This is a genomic window from Wenzhouxiangella sp. YN1, from assembly GCF_056324145.1.
This window is the reverse complement of the sequence record NZ_JBJNIO010000120.1, coordinates 77111-94747: the sequence shown is the minus strand read 5'-3', so window position 1 is coordinate 94747 and position 17637 is coordinate 77111. Positions and strand designations below refer to the sequence as shown.

At 64.2% G+C, this 17637-nt stretch carries 17 protein-coding genes, 2 tRNA genes and 1 other RNA gene; 7 read left to right on the top strand and 13 right to left on the bottom strand.

Annotation, left to right across the window (positions count from 1 at the left end; all coding sequences use genetic code 11):
* Positions 1–46 precede the first annotated feature (46 nt).
* The 6 genes from ACEWQZ_RS03865 to grpE form a co-directional block, all read right to left on the bottom strand.
* Positions 47–122: transfer RNA gene (locus tag ACEWQZ_RS03865), tRNA-Glu, on the bottom strand.
* Positions 123–158: 36 nt separating this feature from the next.
* Positions 159–234, bottom strand: a tRNA-Ala gene (locus ACEWQZ_RS03860).
* Between the two features lie 59 nt (positions 235–293).
* On the bottom strand, positions 294–1022 hold the full coding sequence (gene dapB / locus ACEWQZ_RS03855) for a 4-hydroxy-tetrahydrodipicolinate reductase (RefSeq protein ID WP_476481748.1): 729 nt from the start codon (positions 1020–1022) through the stop codon (positions 294–296).
* 47 nt (positions 1023–1069) lie between these two features.
* Positions 1070–2191 carry a molecular chaperone DnaJ gene (gene dnaJ, locus ACEWQZ_RS03850; RefSeq protein ID WP_476481747.1) on the bottom strand — a complete coding sequence of 374 codons (1122 nt, stop codon included), beginning with the start codon at positions 2189–2191 and terminating at the stop codon, positions 1070–1072.
* 188 nt (positions 2192–2379) lie between these two features.
* Positions 2380–4314 (bottom strand): molecular chaperone DnaK, encoded by a 1935-nt coding sequence (gene dnaK, locus ACEWQZ_RS03845; RefSeq protein ID WP_476481746.1) that lies wholly within the window; start codon positions 4312–4314, stop codon positions 2380–2382.
* A 125-nt stretch (positions 4315–4439) separates the two neighbouring features.
* On the bottom strand, positions 4440–4988 hold the full coding sequence (gene grpE / locus ACEWQZ_RS03840; protein ID WP_476481745.1) for a nucleotide exchange factor GrpE: 549 nt from the start codon (positions 4986–4988) through the stop codon (positions 4440–4442).
* A 136-nt stretch (positions 4989–5124) separates the two neighbouring features.
* On the opposite strand from grpE, the gene recN reads away from it, so the two are divergent.
* Complete coding sequence (gene recN, locus ACEWQZ_RS03835; RefSeq protein ID WP_476481744.1) at positions 5125–6801, top strand: DNA repair protein RecN; 1677 nt, start codon at positions 5125–5127, stop codon at positions 6799–6801.
* An 87-nt stretch (positions 6802–6888) separates the two neighbouring features.
* Here recN and fur read toward each other — a convergent pair whose 3' ends face one another.
* Positions 6889–7311: a ferric iron uptake transcriptional regulator gene (fur, locus tag ACEWQZ_RS03830; protein WP_476481743.1), complete on the bottom strand. Its 423-nt coding sequence runs from the start codon at positions 7309–7311 to the stop codon at positions 6889–6891.
* A gap of 57 nt (positions 7312–7368) precedes the next feature.
* Between fur and ACEWQZ_RS03825 the strand changes: the two genes are divergently transcribed.
* Positions 7369–7803, top strand: coding sequence for an outer membrane protein assembly factor BamE (locus tag ACEWQZ_RS03825; protein WP_476481742.1), 435 nt, complete (start codon positions 7369–7371; stop codon positions 7801–7803).
* A 26-nt stretch (positions 7804–7829) separates the two neighbouring features.
* Here ACEWQZ_RS03825 and ACEWQZ_RS03820 read toward each other — a convergent pair whose 3' ends face one another.
* Both ACEWQZ_RS03820 and ACEWQZ_RS03815 read right to left on the bottom strand, forming a co-directional pair.
* The gene (locus ACEWQZ_RS03820; RefSeq protein ID WP_476481741.1) at positions 7830–8132 is read right to left on the bottom strand and encodes an RnfH family protein; all 303 of its coding nucleotides are present in this window, start codon (positions 8130–8132) and stop codon (positions 7830–7832) included.
* Positions 8122–8553, bottom strand: coding sequence for a type II toxin-antitoxin system RatA family toxin (locus tag ACEWQZ_RS03815; RefSeq protein ID WP_476481740.1), 432 nt, complete (start codon positions 8551–8553; stop codon positions 8122–8124). Before ACEWQZ_RS03815 ends, ACEWQZ_RS03820 begins: the two co-directional genes overlap by 11 nt.
* Positions 8554–8683: 130 nt before the next feature.
* Between ACEWQZ_RS03815 and smpB the strand changes: the two genes are divergently transcribed.
* The 3 genes from smpB (at position 8684) to ssrA (ending at position 10699) form a co-directional block, all read left to right on the top strand.
* The gene (gene smpB / locus ACEWQZ_RS03810; RefSeq protein ID WP_476481739.1) at positions 8684–9148 is read left to right on the top strand and encodes an SsrA-binding protein SmpB; all 465 of its coding nucleotides are present in this window, start codon (positions 8684–8686) and stop codon (positions 9146–9148) included.
* A gap of 37 nt (positions 9149–9185) precedes the next feature.
* Positions 9186–10286 (top strand): diguanylate cyclase, encoded by a 1101-nt coding sequence (locus ACEWQZ_RS03805; protein ID WP_476481738.1) that lies wholly within the window; start codon positions 9186–9188, stop codon positions 10284–10286.
* A 55-nt stretch (positions 10287–10341) separates the two neighbouring features.
* Positions 10342–10699, top strand: a transfer-messenger RNA (tmRNA) gene (gene ssrA, locus ACEWQZ_RS03800).
* 70 nt (positions 10700–10769) lie between these two features.
* On the opposite strand, the gene ligD (ACEWQZ_RS03795) is transcribed toward ssrA, so the two are convergent.
* From ligD (ACEWQZ_RS03795) to ACEWQZ_RS03785, 3 genes are read right to left on the bottom strand one after another with little or no spacing between them, the layout of a single operon-like run.
* On the bottom strand, positions 10770–11708 hold the full coding sequence (gene ligD / locus ACEWQZ_RS03795) for a non-homologous end-joining DNA ligase (protein WP_476481737.1): 939 nt from the start codon (positions 11706–11708) through the stop codon (positions 10770–10772).
* Complete coding sequence (gene ligD, locus ACEWQZ_RS03790; RefSeq protein WP_476481736.1) at positions 11705–12721, bottom strand: non-homologous end-joining DNA ligase; 1017 nt, start codon at positions 12719–12721, stop codon at positions 11705–11707. The genes ligD (ACEWQZ_RS03795) and ligD (ACEWQZ_RS03790) overlap by 4 nt, the downstream gene beginning before the upstream one ends.
* A complete protein-coding gene (locus ACEWQZ_RS03785) occupies positions 12714–13313 on the bottom strand; it encodes a DNA polymerase ligase N-terminal domain-containing protein (protein WP_476481735.1) in 600 nt (199 codons plus the stop codon). The genes ligD (ACEWQZ_RS03790) and ACEWQZ_RS03785 overlap by 8 nt, the downstream gene beginning before the upstream one ends.
* A 20-nt stretch (positions 13314–13333) precedes the next feature.
* Here ACEWQZ_RS03785 and ACEWQZ_RS03780 point away from each other — a divergent pair, with 20 nt between their 5' ends.
* Together ACEWQZ_RS03780 and ACEWQZ_RS03775 are read left to right on the top strand one after the other, a co-directional pair.
* Entirely contained in the window at positions 13334–13561 is a 228-nt protein-coding gene (locus ACEWQZ_RS03780; RefSeq protein ID WP_476481734.1) for a KUP/HAK/KT family potassium transporter, read from the top strand.
* Between the two features lie 41 nt (positions 13562–13602).
* Positions 13603–15414: a cation:proton antiporter gene (locus tag ACEWQZ_RS03775; RefSeq protein ID WP_476481733.1), complete on the top strand. Its 1812-nt coding sequence runs from the start codon at positions 13603–13605 to the stop codon at positions 15412–15414.
* Between the two features lie 33 nt (positions 15415–15447).
* On the opposite strand, the gene rlmKL is transcribed toward ACEWQZ_RS03775, so the two are convergent.
* Complete coding sequence (gene rlmKL, locus ACEWQZ_RS03770) at positions 15448–17574, bottom strand: bifunctional 23S rRNA (guanine(2069)-N(7))-methyltransferase RlmK/23S rRNA (guanine(2445)-N(2))-methyltransferase RlmL (protein ID WP_476481732.1); 2127 nt, start codon at positions 17572–17574, stop codon at positions 15448–15450.
* Positions 17575–17637 lie beyond the last annotated feature (63 nt).

Below are 17637 nucleotides of genomic sequence, written 5' to 3'. Positions count from 1 at the left end.
GAGCCGGAAAGAAAAAGGCCCGCTCGATGGCGGGCCTTTTTCATGTTGGCGTCCCCACGGGGATTCGAACCCCGGTCGCTGCCGTGAAAGGGCAGTGTCCTAGGCCTCTAGACGATGGGGACTGAAAACGTCGCTGGCGAAGCTTTCAGAAACCTGTTTGGTGGAGCCAGGCGGGATCGAACCGCCGACCTCTACAATGCCATTGTAGCGCTCTCCCAGCTGAGCTATGGCCCCACAACAAGCCGAGCATTCTAGTGCAGGATTCAGGGGCTGTCAAACCCAATTTGAGCCGATTACAGCACAAGCTCCGAAAACGCGATCATGCCGGCCGATTGATCCACGATTCGGCGCGCGGCGAGCAAGGCGCCGCGGGCAAATACGCGGCGATCGCTGGCGCGATGGCTCAGCTCCAGGCGCTCGCCCTCGGCAAGGTAGTAGACGGTGTGCTCGCCGGCGACATCACCGCCACGGATGGCGTGCATGCCGATCTCGCCGGGCGCGCGTGCCTGACGGCGCGTGCTGCGATCGTGGACGACGTCGGCGTCCAGGGTCTGGCCTCTTGCGGCGGCCACCTGCTCGCCGAGCCAGATCGCGGTGCCGGACGGGGCGTCAATCTTGCGTCGGTGATGGGCTTCGAGAATCTCGATATCGAAATCATTGCCCAGCGCGGCCGCTGCCCGCTGCGCCAGCTCAACGAGCAGATTCACGCCCAGGCTGAAATTGGCGGCCTGGCAGACGGGAATGGTTTGCGCGGCCTGCTCGAGGCGATGCTGCAACTCGGGCCCCAGCGCCGTGGTGCCGGTGACCAGCGGAATGCGGTGTTGCAGCGCAAAGGGGATGACCTGCGCCAGCAGCTCCGGGTGTGAAAAGTCGATGATGACGTCGGCCTCGACGTCTGGCTCGAAAAAGGCCTGGCGGGTGGCTTCTCCGGCGAGAACGCCTTGCTGGTCGTCAGCAATGACTGCCGCAATGGTTTGCCCCACGGCCCCGCTGGCGCCACTTAGAAGAATTTTCAGGCTCATGGGCCAAGCCTACCCGATTCTGCCGGCGTGCAGAAGACGCCGGCCAATCAAAAGCCCATGCGATCGAAGAAGCTCTTGACGCGATCAGTCCAGCCCGAAGACTGGGGGCTCTGCTCGGGCTGATCGCTCAGGCTTTCCTGCAGTTGCTTGAGCAGATCCTTCTGTGCCCGGCTGAGGTTGACGGGCGTCTCCACGTCAACGCGGCACAGCAGGTCGCCGGTCGAGCGCGAACGAACCGACTGCACGCCCTTGCCGCGCAAACGAAAGACCTTGCCCGATTGTGTCTCGGAAGGAATCTTGAGCATGACCGAGCCGTCGAGCGTCGGCACCTTCATCTGCCCGCCCAGCGCGGCGGTCGTGATGGTAATCGGCACTTCGCAGAACAGGTCGTCGCCATCGCGCTGAAACAGCGGGTGCGGTCGAACCTGCACGTCGACGTAGAGATCGCCGGCGCCGCCGCCCTGAGTGCCGGCACCGCCTTCGCCACTCAGGCGAATGCGGTCGCCGGTATCCACGCCGGCGGGAATGCGAATCTGCAGCGTCCGGGTTTCGCGCACCTGGCCGCTGCCGTCGCAATCGTCGCAGGGGTCCTTGATGGTGCGCCCGCTGCCGCTGCAGGCCGGGCAGGCCTGCTGAACCGAGAAAAAGCCCTGCTGCATGCGTACCTGACCCTGGCCGCCGCAGGTCGAGCACACGTGCAGCTGGCCGCCTTTCGAGCCGCTGCCGTTGCAGGTGCCGCACTCGCCCAGCGTGGGCAAGCTGACTTCCTTTTCGACGCCGGCAACGGCTTCTTCAAGATCCAGCTCCATGGTGTAGCGCAGATCCTGCCCGCGGCGCGACTGGCTCTGACGCCGGCGGCCACCGCCGAAGATATCGCCGAAAATGTCGCCGAAAATGTCGTTGATATCACCGAAGCCGCCCTGCGGCCCGCCGCCACCCATGCCGCCGTTGACGCCGGCGTGGCCAAAACGGTCATAGGCCGCCCGCTTCTGCTCGTCCTTGAGCACATCATGCGCCTCACGCACCTCCTTGAACCGGTCTTCGGCTTCGGGATTATCCGGATTGCGGTCCGGATGATACTTGCGCGCCTTGCGCCGATAGGCCTTGCGGATCTCGTCGGGGGTGGCGTCTCGCGAGACGTTGAGGATGTCGTAATAATCAGCGGACATGGATACTCGGCTTAAACATTAAAAAACAGTGTGAAGCGGTCAGTGTGAAGTGTGAAGTAAAACCAATCAAAACCGGGATGGCGGTGAAGCCAGCCCTTCACACTTCACACTTCACACTTCACACTTCACACTTCACACTTCACACTTCACACTTCACACTTCACACTTCACACTTCACACTTCAAGACCTACTTCTTGTCGTCGTCATCGACTTCAGTGAACTCGGCGTCGACCACTTCTTCTTCATCCGCGGAAGCGTCAGCGCCCTGTTCCCCGGCCGACTCGCCGCCGCCTTCCTGGGCCTGGGCCTTTTCGGCTGCGGCCTTGTAGAGCTCGGCGCCGGCCTGCTGCAGTTCGTTGACGGCGGACTCGATGGCGTCCTTGTCATCGCCCTTCAGAGCCTCGTCGACCTTGGACAGAGCGTCTTCGATCTGCTTTTTGGTGGCCGCATCGATGTTGTCGCCGTGCTCTTCCAGGCTGCTTCGCGTCGAGTGAGCGACGGCATCGGCATTGTTGCGCACCGACACCAGCTCCTGGAACTTCTTGTCCTCTTCGCGATGGGCTTCGGCGTCGCGCACCATGGCCTCGATTTCGTCGTCGGACAGACCGGAGCCGGCCTTGACTTCGACGCGCTGCTCCTTGCCGGTGGCCTGATCCTTGGCAGAGACGTGCAGGATGCCGTTGGCGTCGATGTCGAAAGTGACCTCGATCTGCGGCATGCCGCGCGGGGCGGCCGGAATGCCGGCCAGGTCAAAGCGCGCCAGCGACTTGTTGGCCGCGGCCTGCTCACGCTCGCCCTGCAGAACGTGCACGGTGACCGCCGACTGGTTGTCCTCAGCGGTGGAGAACACCTGCGAGGCCCGGGTCGGAATGGTGGTGTTTTTCTCGATCAGCTTGGTGAACACACCGCCCAGGGTCTCGATGCCCAGAGACAGCGGCGTGACGTCGAGCAGCAGCACGTCCTTGACGTCGCCGGAAAGCACGCCACCCTGAACGGCAGCGCCCACGGCCACGGCCTCGTCGGGGTTCACGTCCTTGCGCGACTCCTTGCCGAAGAAGTCTGCAACCGCCTTCTGCACCGCGGGCATGCGGGTCTGGCCACCGACCAGAATCACCTCGTCGACTTCATCGACCTTCAGGCCGGCGTCGTTGAGCGCAGTACGGCAGGGCTCGATGGAGCGCTTGACCAGCTCTTCGACCAGCGACTCGAGCTTCGAGCGCGTGACCTTGATATTGAGGTGCTTCGGCCCGGATTGATCCGCGGTGATATACGGCAGATTGACCTCGGTCTGTTCGGTCGAGGACAACTCGATCTTGGCGCGCTCGGCACCTTCACGCAGACGCTGCAGCGCCAGCGGGTCGTTGTGCAGGTCAATGCCCTGCTCTTTCTTGAACTCGCCGGCCAGATAATCGATCAGACGCAGGTCGAAGTCCTCGCCACCGAGGAAGGTGTCACCGTTGGTGGCCAGCACCTCGAACTGCTTTTCGCCGTCGACGTCGGCAATCTCGATGATGGAAATATCGAACGTACCGCCGCCGAGGTCGTAGACAGCCACCTTGCGGTCGCTGCCTTCCTTGTCCAGGCCATAGGCCAGCGATGCAGCGGTCGGCTCGTTGATGATGCGCTTGACCTCGAGGCCGGCAATCTGGCCGGCGTCCTTGGTCGCCTGACGCTGCGAGTCATTGAAATAGGCCGGTACGGTAATCACCGCCTCGGTGACCTCTTCACCGAGATAGTCTTCGGCCGTTTTCTTCATCTTCATCAGCGTACGCGCCGAAATCTCCGGCGGCGCCATCTGCTTGTCACCTACCTGAACCCAGGCGTCGCCGTTGTCGGCTTCCACAATCTTGTAGGGGACGAGCTTGATGTCCTTCTGGACCACGTCCTCCTTGAACTTGCGGCCGATCAGGCGCTTGACTGCATAAAGCGTGCGCTCGGGGTTGGTTACCGCCTGGCGCTTGGCCGGCTGGCCGACCAGTACTTCGTCGTCCTTGGTAAAGGCAACAACCGAGGGCGTCGTACGATCGCCTTCGGCGTTTTCGATCACCCGCGCCTTGCCGCCTTCCATGACGGCAACGCAGGAATTAGTCGTTCCCAGGTCAATGCCGATAATCTTGCTCATGGTGTCTTGTTCCCGTTCAATTCGTTTGAAAGTTCAATCGACTCGAAAAATCGATTCGTCAATGCTCTAGCCGTTTAGTGGGGCCCGGCGCTCGTCATTTCAATCACCGCGGCTGTCCAACCGCCTCAGCTTTCGCTGGCCACGATCACGCGCGCCGGCCGCAGCACCCGATCATTGAGGCGATAGCCCTTCTGCAGCACCATCAGGACGGTATCGGGCTCGGCCTCGTCACTGGGCTGTATGCTCATGGCCTCATGCCACTGCGGGTCGAAGCGCTCGCCTTCGGGATTGAGCGTTTCCAGACCATGATCGGCCAGGGCCTTGAGCAGCAGCTTGCGTGTCAGCTCGAGCCCCTCGTATGCGGCATCACCCTGCTCCGCGCTTTCGAGCCCCTGATCAAGCCCGTCGATCACGGGGAGCAGATCACGCATGATGGCCTCGTGCTGATAGCGACGCGCCTTGTCCATCTCGCGCTCGGCGCGCTTTTGCATGTTGTCCATGTCGGCGCGCGTGCGCATCAGCGCATCGCGAAGCTTCGTGATCTCGCCCTCGAGTTCCCCGGCGCCATCAGCCTGCGCGCCGTCCTCGAGTTCCTCGACCACGGCCTCTTTTTCCGTGTCCTGCGCTTCGGCGGTTTCGGTTTCCGGCCGCTCGGTATCGTTGTTTTCACCCATATCGCTTCGCCTCGGTGGTAATCGAGTTGACATCTGCGCGCAATAATGGGGGCCGGCTACTGTCAACACAACCGCCATTGCCCAGCCGGGTTCTTGGTGCTAGCTTGTTGGGCCTCCTGGCCCGACCGGAAAGCGCATGCTTCGTCACCTTGCGATTCGCCAATTTGCCATTGTTCGCGAAGTCGAGATCGACATCGAACCCGGCTTTACCGTCGTCACCGGCGAAACCGGTGCCGGCAAGTCGATTCTGGTAGACGCCCTTGGCCTGTTGCTCGGCGACCGCGCCGATGCCGGCCTGATTGCCGAAGGTCATGACCAGGCCGAGCTCGAGGCGATATTCAGCCTGCAACCCGACGATCCGGCGCGAGCCTGGCTGGCCGATCAGGCTCTGGAAGAAGGCGATGAACTGATTTTGCGGCGGGTGCTGACGGCGCCGAGTGGCTCGCGGGCCTGGATCAACGGTCGCTCAGCCACCGTGGGCCAGCTCGCCGAGCTGGGCAGCCTGCTGGTCGAAATCCACGGTCAGCATGAACACCAGCAGCTGGGAAAACCGCCGGTGCAGCGCCAGCTGCTCGACCGCCAGGTGGAGCGCAAACAGCTCGAAAAGGTGGTCACGGCCACACAACGGTGGCAGACGGCGCGCCAGGCACTCGAGGCGCTGCAGGCCGATCTGGGCGACGCCGATCAGCTCGAGCTGCTGCGCTTTCAGGCGCGCGAGCTGTCCGACCTGGCGCTGCAGGACGGCGAATTCGAGGCACTGGAACAGGAGCAGGAGCGGCTGGCCCGAAGCGACGACATCCGCCTGGCCGTGGGCCAGGCCGGCAACGCGCTCGATAGCGATGACGGACTCGGCGCCCGCAGTCTTCTGCATCATGCCCTGCAGGCCCTCGATGCCGTGCGCGAGCTCGAGCCCGAGGTCGCGGAGGTGGCCGGCATGCTGGAGGAGGCGCGCATCAACGTCGACGAGGCCCACGCCACCCTCGAGCGCCTGGGAAGCCGCGACCAGGGAGACCCCGAGCGCCTGACCGACATCAACCAGCGCCTGGAAAAGACGCTGGACCTGGCGCGCAAACACCGCGTTGAACCTGACCGACTGCCGGCGTTGAGCGCGCAGCTGAACGACCGGCTGGCTTCTCTGGACAACCACCAGCACCGGCTGCAGGAGCTGACCGCGTCGGTGGAAGAGCACGCCGCCGAATGGCGCGCCGCGGCTCAAGCGCTCAGCAAGGCACGCCAGCAGGCCGCCAAAGCGCTGTCAGCACGGGTGGAGTCGCGGCTGGCCGAGCTGGGCATGGACACGGCCCGGCTCGATTTTGTGGTCGAGCCCAACGCTCAGACCGAACCGGTCAGCCACGGCATGGATCGGATAGCCATCGAGTTCAGCGCCAACCCTGGCCAGCCCCTGCAGCCGCTCTCACGCGTGGCCTCGGGTGGCGAGCTTTCGCGCGTGGCCCTGGCCCTGATGATTGCAGATGATCGCCCGCAGGGTGCAAAAACACGCATCTTCGACGAGGTGGATGCCGGCGTCGGGGGCGAAACCGCGCATGCGGTGGGCCGCTTCCTTCGCCAGGCCGCCGCCGTGGGTCAGGCGATGTGCGTTACCCACCTAGCGCAGGTGGCCGCCTGCGCCGACCACCAGCTACGCGTGCATAAAGACAAGGGCAGCGACAGCACCCTGGTCGACGTGAGCGTGCTTGCCGGAGCGGCCCGCGAGCGCGAAATCGCGCGCATGCTCGGCAGCGCCGATTCGGAAACCAGCCTGGCACACGCACAAGAATTACTGAAAACAAAGAAGAAGAAGAAGAAAGTGTGAAGTGTGAAGTGTTAAGTGAAAACAAGCAGTTAGCAGCGGCGAAGCATTCATTCCCCTTGAATTTCGCAACACTTCACACTCAACGCTTCATTTCTTAGGCCTGACGTAAAGCACCATCGAATGGTCGACAATTTCGTAGCCGTGGTCCGCGGCGAGAGATTCCTGGCGCTGTTCGATCGTTTCGTCGAAAAACTCGATCACTTCTCCGGTTTCCAGACAGACCATGTGGTCATGATGGTCGCCATCATCGAGTTCGTAGCAAGCTTGTTGGGCACGACCGGTGCCGTCCTCGAATATATGCTTGCGCACCAGATGGGCCGTCTCGAACTGGGCCAGCACGCGATAGACCGTCGCCAGCCCGATCTCCTCGCCCTGGTCGACCAGCGCCCGATAGATATCGTCGGCGGTCATGTGTTTTTGCGTGGTCGTCTCGAGCAAGCGCAGAATCTGGCGGCGCGGCTGGGTGACCTTGAGACCGGCATCCCTGAGTTCCTTGCTGTGTCCTGCCATCGGTAAAACCCGTCAGAATAGCCCTGTAATGAGAACGAGTATTGTATCATTGCCGCCATGCCGACCCACACCAGAAAAACCATCATCACCCGCACGCTCATCGTGCTGGCCTGCCTGTTGCTGAGCGCTTGCATCTACAAGCAGGACATACAACAGGGCAACGTGCTCAAGCGTGAAGAGGTTTCCGAGCTGAAGACCGGCATGACCAAGCGCCAGGTACAGGTGCTGCTGGGCACGCCTTCGGTCAACAGCCCGTTTCATGCCGACCGCTGGGACTACATGAATACCTACTCCCAGCGCGGCAGCCGCCCCGACAAGCGCGTACTCACGCTCTACTTCGAGGACAACACGCTCAGCTCCATCGAAGGCAACTACCTGGACGAAGAGCGCCTGGCCAGCGAAGCCCTCGATGAACTGCAGGATCCGGAAGAAACGCCGATTCAGGATCTCGAGTCAGTGCGCAAGGAAAAACGCGGCGGGCCGGGCGGCTGAACCCGCTCGAACCCTTCGGGTTGTGGTCAGATGTTGCGCCCGCCACGCGCCAGCTCAGCCAGCTGCCGGCGAATCTCCTTCGGGTCGGCGGTGAGCGGCCGATAGATCTCGACGCGGTCGCCGGGTGCAAGAACCGTATCCGGATCGCGCCGCTTGCCAAAGATCCCCAGGCGCTGACGATCCACGACCAGCCCGGGCAAACGGGCCGGCAGATCCGCCTGCTCGACTGCTTCGGCCAGGGTCGTGCCTGCGGGCACTTCCAGGGCAACAATCAGCTGCCGCTCGGGCAAGGCTGCCGCCACCTCGACAGCAATGCGATCAGCGGCCATGAATCTGCTCGGCGCGGCGCGTGAAATCATTGACCATGCGGTCGGCCATGCGCGAAAAGTTGCGCTGAAACGGGCGCAGAAACAGCCCGCCGACCACTTTGAAGCGCAAATCCAGGCTCACACGACAGCCCGACCCCGCCGGAGCGAACTCCCAGCTGCCGCTGAGATTATCGAATGGCCCGCTGTCGAGCACCATGGTCAGCTTCCGATCAGGCACCAGCGTGTTGCGCGTCGTGAAACGCCGCACCAGCCCGGCCAGCTGCACTTCCAGCGTCGCCAGCTGGCTGTGCTCGTCTTCCCGATGCACCTGGGCCGATCTCACCCAGTCAAGAAACTCCGGATACCGCTCGACGTCGCGGACCAGGGCGTACATCTGTGCAGGCGTGTATGAAACCAGGGCGGAGCGGTTGATCTCGGGCATCGGGGAAGACTTGTAAAGTGTGAAGTGTGGAGTCCGGAGTGCGAAGTTTAACGGTTGGGAGGTTGCCGAATGGAGCGGGTGACTCCAAGTTATCATTCTGCCTTCGCCCAAACAGCTCGATATAAATACCGTGGCCAAAAAACAGCCTTCTTCCACCATTGCCCTCAACAAGCGCGCGCGCTTTGAATACAAGCTCGACGAGCGGCTGGAGGCCGGAATTGCCCTGGAAGGCTGGGAAGTCAAGGCCCTGCGCGAAGGCAAGCTGCAGTTCGGCGACAGCTACGTGCTGCTCAAAAACGGCGAGGCTTTCCTGTTCGGGTGCCTGATCACGCCACTGCCGTCGGTGTCGACCCATATCAACCCCGACCCGATGCGCACCCGCCGCCTGCTGCTGCACCGGCGCGAAATCGACCGCCTGATCGGCCTGGTCGATCGCAAGGGGCAGACGGTAGTCCCTACCGCCATGTACTGGAAACAGGGTAAAGTGAAAGTCGAGGTCGCCGTGGCCACCGGCAAGAAGCAGCACGACAAGCGGCGCGCCGAAAAGGAAAAGGACTGGCAGCGTCGGAAAGGCCGGATTCTCAAGCAGAACTGACGGCGGTATCGGTCAGCACAAGAACAGGCGAGAGCTGATGAATGACGACGAGTCGGACCGACCCATTGCCCGCCTGAGCGACCTCGACCTGATGCGGCAGCGCATCCATCGCCTGCGCATGCTGGGCATGGGCCTGGGCGCCCCGGCCATTGCCGCGGTGCTTTACGAAAACGCCGCCGCATGGCCGAGCTGGGCCATGCTCGCTTTTACCTGCGCGCTGTGGCCACAGCTCGCCCTGCTGGTCGCCCGGAAAAGCCGCTCACCGTATCGTGCCGAGCTGCGCAATCTGATACTCGACTCCGCCCAGGCCGGCTTGTGGGTGGGCCTGATGCACTTCAACCTGCTGCCGGCGGTGCTGCTGCTCACCCTGGCAACCGTCGACAAGATCAGCACGGGCATTCGACGCCTGTGGCTGTGGTCGCTGCCCGGCCTGCTCGCCGGCGTACTGACCGGCGCCGCGCTCACCGGCTTTGCCTTTCGGCCCGAGACCAGCGTATTCGTGATCATCGCGTGCATGCCGCTGCTGGTCATCCACACCATTGCCGTGAGCCTGACCACCTATCGCCTGGTGCGCAAGGTTCAGCGCCAGAATCGCCAGCTCGACGCGCTCAACCGGCGCGACCCGCTGACCGGGCTGGCCAGCCGTGACCACTGGCTGGCGCACGCCCGCCGCCTGCTCACCGCCCACCACGCCGAAGGCCGGCCCGCCAGCCTGCTTCTGGTTGACATCGACCACTTCAAGGCGGTCAACGACCGCCACGGCCACGCCGCAGGTGACGAGGCGCTGCGCCGCGTCGGCCGAGTCCTGAGCGCCCACGCTGGCGCCGACGATCTGGCCGGGCGCATCGGCGGCGACGAACTCGGCCTGGTGCTTGCCGCCGGCCGCCAGCACGCCGCTGTCGTGGCCGACGGCATTCGTCACCAGCTCGCTGCCGCAGATCCCGTCACCGCAGACAGCGACCGCGTCACCGTCAGCATCGGCCTGGCCGAAGCCGACCCGGGTGATCACGACCTGCACACCTGGATGGACGCTGCCGACCGCGCGCTCTACCGCGCCAAGCGCAGGGGCCGCAATCGCGTCGAAACCCGTGACCGCGCGTCGGCACCGGCGCTCAGCGACAAGCACCGCGCCGCCTGAAGGGAAACCGCTTGCGGAACTTCTGCCCGAACTGCTAGTCTATGTATACAACTTCGGGGGCGTTCCGGCTTCGACGTGGATCGGACGTACCCTGGGGCATGCCGAGGTCTCAGCTACCCTCGTAAAACCGGCTGAACCAAAGTTAGTTGCCAACGACGACAACTACGCACTGGCTGCCTAAAAACCAGCCTGCTCCCGACCGTTTGAGCCTGCGCTTTCGATTCGGGATCATTCAGCAGGATCGCTTCATGTCGCGTCTCGGGGCATTGAAGTTAAACCAAACCGGGACTGGTCGTTGCGTATGCCCTGCCCCTCGGGCGGCGTAACGACGAGAAAAAATCGAGCGGGCTAAGCATGTAGAACCAGGATCAGATGGTTCGCGGACGCGGGTTCGACTCCCGCCGCCTCCACCAAGATCCCCCGACGAAAAGCCGGCCCGCGCGCCGGCTTTTTTGTGTCCGGGCGCTCAGGCCTTCTCCTCTTTCAGTCTTCTGCGCTCTGCCTGTCGCTGCGCAGCCCCTTCAAGCGCCGGGGAACGGACTCGAGTGACTGCCTGATTTCCGGATACGTACCCCAGGGGTCGGTTTTATGCGCCAGGCGACGGAAGATGTTTTTCAGCTTGTATTCTTGCGGGCTGAAATCGGCAGCCAGGGCCTCATTCCAGTCCAGCGGGGCGGCCACCGGGGCGCCGGGGCGGGCGCGCAGGGCGTAAGGCATGACCGTGGTCTGGCCCTCGGCGTTGCGGTAGATGTCGAGGTAGACGCGCCGGCCGCGCTTGTTCTTGCGCTGTTCGACAGTGAGCTCATCGCAATGGCGCCGGGCCAGATGTTCGGCCATCGAGCGGGCGATATTGCGGGCCCGGTCGAAGCCCAGGTCGCGCCGGCAGGGAATATGGACGTGCAGGCCGCGCGAGCCGCTGGTCTTTACGAAGCTTTGCAGCTCCAGCGCCCGGCACAGGTCGCGCACCGCGCGAGCGGCGAACTGAACCTTACCGAAATCCTCATCGGAGGGGTCGAGGTCGAAGATGATGTGATCGGGTCGGCTGATACGGTCGATACGCGACAGGGCGACGTGCGGGGTGATCATGCCCTGATCGGCCAGATAGACAAGCGTGGCGGTGTTTTCAACCACGACATGATCGACGCTGCCGCCGTCTTTCTTGCTCAAGGTGGCGGTCTTGATCCAGTCGGGAAAGTAGTCGGCCGCCTGCTTCTGATAAAACCCGTCCTCGTCGATGCCGTCGGGAAAACGCTCGATCGACAGCGGTCGGTCTTTGGCATGGGGCAGCGCGTATTCGCCGATGCGGCGGTAGTAGTCGATGACCTCGCCCTTGGTGATCGAGTCCGCGGGGAAGAACAGCTTGTCGAGCCGCGAGAGCTCGATTTCGATGCGGTCGACGCAGATGGTCTTGTCCGTGCTCACTGGCTGCCCTCCGGCTGCTCTCTGACCACCTCTTCGGCCGCCTTGTCGTCGCGCAGGCCCAGAAAGCTGGGGTGGCGCAGCTTGCCGCTGGCTGTCCATTCGGTAAAGGCGAATTCGCCGACCAGATCGGGCCGGACCCAGTGCACGCCGCGCTCGTCGATGGCCTGGCCATCGTCGAAGGGGCAGGTCTTGCGCGCTCGCGCCTCGAGCTTTTTGGTCAGTTGTTGCAGGGTTTTTTCGTCGAAGCCGGTGCCGACCCTGCCGGCATAGCGCAGCCTGCCGTCGCGGTAGTGGCCGACCAGCAGCGCGCCGAAGCCGCTGCGCTGCCCTGAGGGCTCGGTATAGCCGCCGATGACCAGCTCCTGGCCGGCGGTGCACTTGAACTTGAGCCACTTGCCCGAGCGGGAACTGGCATACACCGCCCCCGCGTCCTTGGCGATGATGCCCTCCCAGCCCTTGCGGCAAGCCTCCTGAAACAGGGCCTGGCCGCACTCATTGCGGTGCGGCGTGAAGCGGACGGTTGAGCGGAACCGAAGGGCATGGCGCAGCAAACGCTTGCGGGCGCGAGTGTCCAGCCGGCGCGTGTTCTTGCCGTCGAAATGCAGCAGGTCAAAGACGTAATAGAAAACCGGAATATCCGAATTTCGCGCCGCCTGTTCGTCGTCGATCTGCATGCGCCCCTGCAGCCGAGAGAAGCTGGTGACCGCCCCGTCGAAGGCGACGATTTCGCCGTCGACAACAAAGGGTTTGTCGGCCACCTCGCTCAGCGCCTCGATCAGTTCCGGATAGGTGCGGCTGATGTGCTTGCCGTTGCGAGTTTTCAACTGCGTCCGGCTGCCGTCGAAGAAGGCCAGCGCGCGCTCGCCGTCGAACTTGCGCTCGAAAATCCAGTCCGGATCGGAGAAACGCCGGTCGGTCAGGCGCGCGAGCATGGGCGAGAGCGAATCCGGCAGCGCCTCGTCTTCAAGCCGGTCGGCCTCGGCGGCGTTCAGGCGGGCGAACAGCTCAGTCATCGTCGGACGCCTCGTCGTCGAGCTCGTCGATGGTGCGCCCGCTCAGAACCGACTTCGGCTCGCTCGAGACCGGGTTGCGGCGCGCATCGGCGTGCTCGTCGTCCATCTTGATCAGCAGCCACTGCTCGCCGTCGTCGCTGTCGGCGCCGCGAAAGCGCTGCAGCGCATACCCGCCGCTGATCTTCTCACCGTGGAGCCGGATCAGGGCATGCCCGTCGCCAAGCGCCCGGGCCAGCGACTTTGTGCTGCCGTTCTTTTCGGTAATGTTCTCGTAGCGACCGCGATCCCACACGATCACGCGCCCGGCGCCGTAGTGGCCTGCGGGGATCACACCCTCGAAATCGGCATAGTCGAGCGGATGGTCTTCGGTGGGAATGGCCAGGCGCTTGGCGCGCGGATCGGTCGAAGGCCCCTTGGGTACGGCCCATGATTTCAGGGCGCCGTCGACCTCGATGCGGAAATCGAAATGATGACTGCTGGCAGCGTGCTCCTGGATGACGAAGATCGGCTCGTTGCCGCCCTTGCGCTGGCCGCCCTTCGGCTCCGGCGTGGCCGAGAAATCGCGCTTGCTTTGGTAGTCCGAAGAACTCATGACGCCCTGCCCGCGCAGCGATGCGCACGTTGGCCCGTCAGCGCAGTGTACCCTGTCGAAGTCGGGCGCACCGGCGATGGCGCTACACTCGGGCTTCAAACCGGCGGCGATCGCGCTTTCGCGCTGGCCAGGCCGCCTGGCGCGAGCGGCTGTTTGCCTTCATGGCCCGCAACGCCATGGACCCGACCGAGTACTACCAGATCCCGGCCGATCGCACCGTGGTGCCGGGCTTGCGCGTGCGTATCTGAACAGGCTACCCGACCGCCACTCTCCGCGGTAGACTCTCGCGATGCATATCGCCACGCTGATGCTCATCATTCTCGCCGCCGGGCTGGCCAGTCAATGGCTGGCCTGGCAACTGCGTGTGCCGGCAATCGTCATCCTGATCGCTGCCGGCCTGCTGCTGGGGCCGATCGGCGGCGTGGTCGATCTGGCCCTGGCGCCGGGCGAGGTCAACGAACTGATCGGCTTCGGGGTGGCCATCATCCTGTTCGAAGGCGGCATGGATCTCAAGCTTGGCGAGCTCAAGCGAGTCGGCCACGGCATCGCCCGGCTGACGACGCTCGGGCCGCTGCTGGCCTGGGGCCTGGGAACCCTGGCGGCTTTCCATGTCGCCGGCCTGGACTGGCCGGTGGCCGTGGTCATCGGCGCCATCCTGGTAGTCACCGGGCCGACGGTGGTCTCGCCGCTGCTGCGCCAGGCGCGGCTGAACAAGGAGACCGCATCACTGCTGAAGTGGGAAGGCATCGTCAATGATCCGGTTGGCGTGCTGCTGGCAGTGCTGGCGGTCCAGTACTTCACCATTTCACCGGCGGACCTGAGCGAGATCTTCTGGGGCCTGGGCAAAGCCATCGGCGTTGCCCTTGTGCTCGGCGGCGCCGGTGGCTGGTTGACCGGCTGGTTCTATCGTCGCGGCGTGGTTCCGGCTCACCTCAAGCCGCCGATGCTGATGGTGCTGGTGCTCGCCGCCTTCTGGCTGAGCAATCAGGTGCAGCATGAAGCCGGCCTGCTGACGGTCACGCTCATGGGGCTGGTGCTGGGCAACATGCGCCTGGTCGAGCGCGAGCCGCTGCGCCACTTCAAGGAAAACCTCACCGTGGTGCTGCTGTCGGTGCTGTTCATCGTCATTCCGGCTCAACTCCACGTCTCTCAGCTTGAATCGATCGGGCTGTCTTCGCTGCTGTTCGTGGCCGTGATGCTTTTCATCGTGCGTCCGGCAAGCGTGGCCCTGGCCACCCTGGGCGCGCCGATGCGCTGGCAGGACAAGCTGCTGCTGGCCTGGATCGCGCCGCGCGGCATCGTGGCCGCCGCCACCGCAGCCCTGTTCGGCCCGGCGCTGGTTGCCGCCGGCCACCCACAGGGTGAGCAGCTCATGCCGCTGGTCTTTCTGGTGATTCTGGTGACCGTCGTGGTCCACGGTGCCACGCTGGGCGTACTCGGGCGGCGCCTGAATCTGGCCGCCCAGGCGGCCAACGGCCTGCTGATTGCCGGCGCCAGCGACTGGAGCCGGGCGCTGGCAAACACGCTGATGGCGCACGATATCAAGGTCATGATCGCCGACGGGTCGTGGCATCGGCTCAAACGCGCGCGCATGGATGGCATTCCCGTCTACTACGGCGAGCTGCTGTCGGAGCACGCCGAACACGAGCTTGAAATCGAGCACCTGAGCTATCTGCTGTGTGCAACCGACAACGGTTATTACAACGCGCTGGTGTGCAAAGCCCTGGGCGCGCGCTTCGGCCACCACCGCACCTTCCAGCTGCCGCCGCCGCGTGAATCCAACAACGAAAAGCGTCGGTTGACGCTACAGCAGCGCGGCTACTTCGCGTTCAAGCCACCAATGGATGCCTACACGCTCAGCAAGCGGATGACCGAGGGCTGGCGCATTCAGACCACGCGGCTGGGGAAGAACATGTCGCTCGAGCAGTTCGAGAAGCGAATGGGCGAGCCCGGTGAGGACTGGCTGCTGCTTGGCAGCGTATCGCCGGAGGGGCGTTTCCGGCTGTTCTCGCGCGAACACCGTTCCACCCCCGACGACAATGGCCTGTTGCTCCACTTTTCCCCGCAAGCGTCGCCTGCCTCCGAGCCGGACGGACGCTGAGCGCGCAGCCGCCGGGCGCATCACCATCAATCATCAACCGTGGCGGATGAACCAGCAGCGATGAATGCGGCGATTGCGCTCGAAATCCCGCGGGATGGACCAGCCGGTGCGGTCTTCCACTGACCAGCGCTCACACAAGGCCTTGTCCAGCTTGAAGTTCCCCAGGTTGTTGGAAAACACCAGCGTCCCGTCGCCCGCAAGACAGCGCATGGCCTGATCGATCAGCCCGGCGTGATCGCGCTGAATGTCGAGGTTGCCGTCCATGCGCTTGGAGTTGGAAAAGCTCGGCGGGTCGAGAAAGATCAGATCGAATTTCTCGCTGCAGGCGGCCAGCCACTGGCGCGCATCGGCGTGCAGCGTGCGGTGGCGCGGGTGGTCGCAGCCGTTGAGCGCGAGATTGCGGCGCAGCCAGGCCAGATAGGTTTTTGACAGATCCACGCTGACGCTGGCCCTGGCGCCTCCCACCGCGGCATGAACCGTAGCCGCACCGGTGTAGCAGAACAGGTTGAGCACGCGCTTGTTGGCGGCGCGCTGGCCCAGCCAGTGCCGCACCGGACGGTGATCTAGGAACAGGCCGGTATCCAGATAGTCGGTCAGGTTGACTTCCAGCCGGCAGGCACCCTCGCGCACCACCAGCGTGCGCGCCTGCTCGCTCAAGCGCTGGTACTGCTCAGCCCCGCGCTGGCGGCGACGAACCTTGAATACCATGCGTTCGGGCGGCACCCCCACGGCTGCCGGAATGGCCGTCAGCGCCGCGCGCAGACGAGACAGAGCCTTGCCCGGATCAACGCTGCCCGGTGCCTGATACTCCTGAACATGCAGCCAGTCGCCCGACTCACTGCCGTAGAGGTCGATTGCCAGCGCATACTCGGGGATATCGGCATCGTAGAGCCGGTAGCAGGTCACGCCCTCGCGATCGAGCCAGCGTTTCAGCTGCCGCCGGTTCTTGTGCAGGCGATTGACCAGATCCTGTGCCGGCGCTGCCCGCGGCCCTTCGCCTTCGCTTGCCGCTGCGAGCTCGAAGCGCTCGAGCCGGCATTCCAGCGGGCCATTGAACATCTGCCAACTCTTGTCGGGCCGCAGCCCGATCTGGCAACCGGCGCCGTTGAGCACGAGCGCGTGCCAGCCGGGAAATTGGCTGCGCAGCACCTCGCCCAGCCGCAGATACAGCGGCAGCAGCTCGTGTTCATCGCCGATCCGCTCGCCATAGGGCGGATTGGTGGCAATCAGGCCACGATTGACGCCGGCCGGCGCCGAGGCCGCTGAAAGCTCGCGCCGCTCGACGTGAACGCGACCACTCAGGCCGGCGCGCTCGACGTTGCTCAAAGCCAGGCGCACGGCCGAGCGGTCGTGATCGAAAGCCACGATCGGCGGCAGCTTTCCCTCGCCGGCCTCCTGTCGCTCGAGTGCTTCGTCGACCAGCCCTTTCCAGAGTGCATCGTCATGGCCGCGCCAGCGCTGAAAGCCAAAGCGTGTGCGCAGCAGACCGGGAGCGGTATCAGCGGCCATCCAGGCGGCCTCGATGGCCAGCGTGCCCGAGCCGCACATCGGGTCGACAAAGCGGCCGCCGGCGGCGGCAATCGCCGGCCAGTCGCCGCGATAAAGCATGGCCGCGGCGAGATTCTCCTTCAGCGGCGCGGCCACGCCCGTCTCGCGATAACCGCGCCGGTGCAGGCTCTCGCCCGACAGATCGATGGCCACGCTCACGGTGGTGCGCTGCATGTGCACGTTGATGCGAACATCGGGCTGGCGGATGTCGACCGACGGCCGCGCGCCGTCGCGCTGACGAAGCTGGTCGACGACGGCGTCCTTAACGCGCTGGGCGGCAAACCGGCTGTGTGAAATCGCGGGCTTGATGCCGGTAAAGTCCACCGCCAGCGTGCTGTCCACGCCCAGATGCGCCGACCAGTCGATCCGGCCGACGCCGCGGTAGAGGGCCGCATCATCTTCTGCTTCGAACTGCCCGATGGGCAGCAACACGCGGTTGCCGACGCGCGACCACAAGCAGCTGCGGTAGGCATCCCCGAGCACACCGTGAAACAGCACGCCGCCGCGCTGCGGCCTGACCTGGCTCAGACCAAGCGATGTCAGCTCCCAGGCCAGCAGATCCGAAAACCCGCGCGGCGCGGTGACAACGAATTGCAGAGCGGAATTTTCCATTGAAACGCCAGCGGGACCGATCACCGCCAGTCTATCCGAATCCGCACCGTGAGCTGAGGATGC

What these genes read in the sequence shown, in the direction of transcription:
- dapB (WP_476481748.1), bottom strand. Translation starts at nt 1,022, where the DNA reads ATGAGCCTGAAAATTCTTCTAAGTGGCGCCAGCGGGGCCGTGGGGCAA.
- dnaJ (WP_476481747.1), bottom strand. Translation starts at nt 2,191, where the DNA reads ATGTCCGCTGATTATTACGACATCCTCAACGTCTCGCGAGACGCCACC.
- dnaK (WP_476481746.1), bottom strand. Translation starts at nt 4,314, where the DNA reads ATGAGCAAGATTATCGGCATTGACCTGGGAACGACTAATTCCTGCGTT.
- grpE (WP_476481745.1), bottom strand. Translation starts at nt 4,988, where the DNA reads ATGGGTGAAAACAACGATACCGAGCGGCCGGAAACCGAAACCGCCGAA.
- recN (WP_476481744.1), top strand. Translation starts at nt 5,125, where the DNA reads ATGCTTCGTCACCTTGCGATTCGCCAATTTGCCATTGTTCGCGAAGTC.
- fur (WP_476481743.1), bottom strand. Translation starts at nt 7,311, where the DNA reads ATGGCAGGACACAGCAAGGAACTCAGGGATGCCGGTCTCAAGGTCACC.
- ACEWQZ_RS03825 (WP_476481742.1), top strand. Translation starts at nt 7,369, where the DNA reads ATGCCGACCCACACCAGAAAAACCATCATCACCCGCACGCTCATCGTG.
- ACEWQZ_RS03820 (WP_476481741.1), bottom strand. Translation starts at nt 8,132, where the DNA reads ATGGCCGCTGATCGCATTGCTGTCGAGGTGGCGGCAGCCTTGCCCGAG.
- ACEWQZ_RS03815 (WP_476481740.1), bottom strand. Translation starts at nt 8,553, where the DNA reads ATGCCCGAGATCAACCGCTCCGCCCTGGTTTCATACACGCCTGCACAG.
- ACEWQZ_RS03805 (WP_476481738.1), top strand. Translation starts at nt 9,186, where the DNA reads ATGAATGACGACGAGTCGGACCGACCCATTGCCCGCCTGAGCGACCTC.
- ligD (WP_476481736.1), bottom strand. Translation starts at nt 12,721, where the DNA reads ATGACTGAGCTGTTCGCCCGCCTGAACGCCGCCGAGGCCGACCGGCTT.
- ACEWQZ_RS03785 (WP_476481735.1), bottom strand. Translation starts at nt 13,313, where the DNA reads ATGAGTTCTTCGGACTACCAAAGCAAGCGCGATTTCTCGGCCACGCCG.
- ACEWQZ_RS03780 (WP_476481734.1), top strand. Translation starts at nt 13,334, where the DNA reads ATGCGCACGTTGGCCCGTCAGCGCAGTGTACCCTGTCGAAGTCGGGCG.
- ACEWQZ_RS03775 (WP_476481733.1), top strand. Translation starts at nt 13,603, where the DNA reads ATGCATATCGCCACGCTGATGCTCATCATTCTCGCCGCCGGGCTGGCC.
- rlmKL (WP_476481732.1), bottom strand. Translation starts at nt 17,574, where the DNA reads ATGGAAAATTCCGCTCTGCAATTCGTTGTCACCGCGCCGCGCGGGTTT.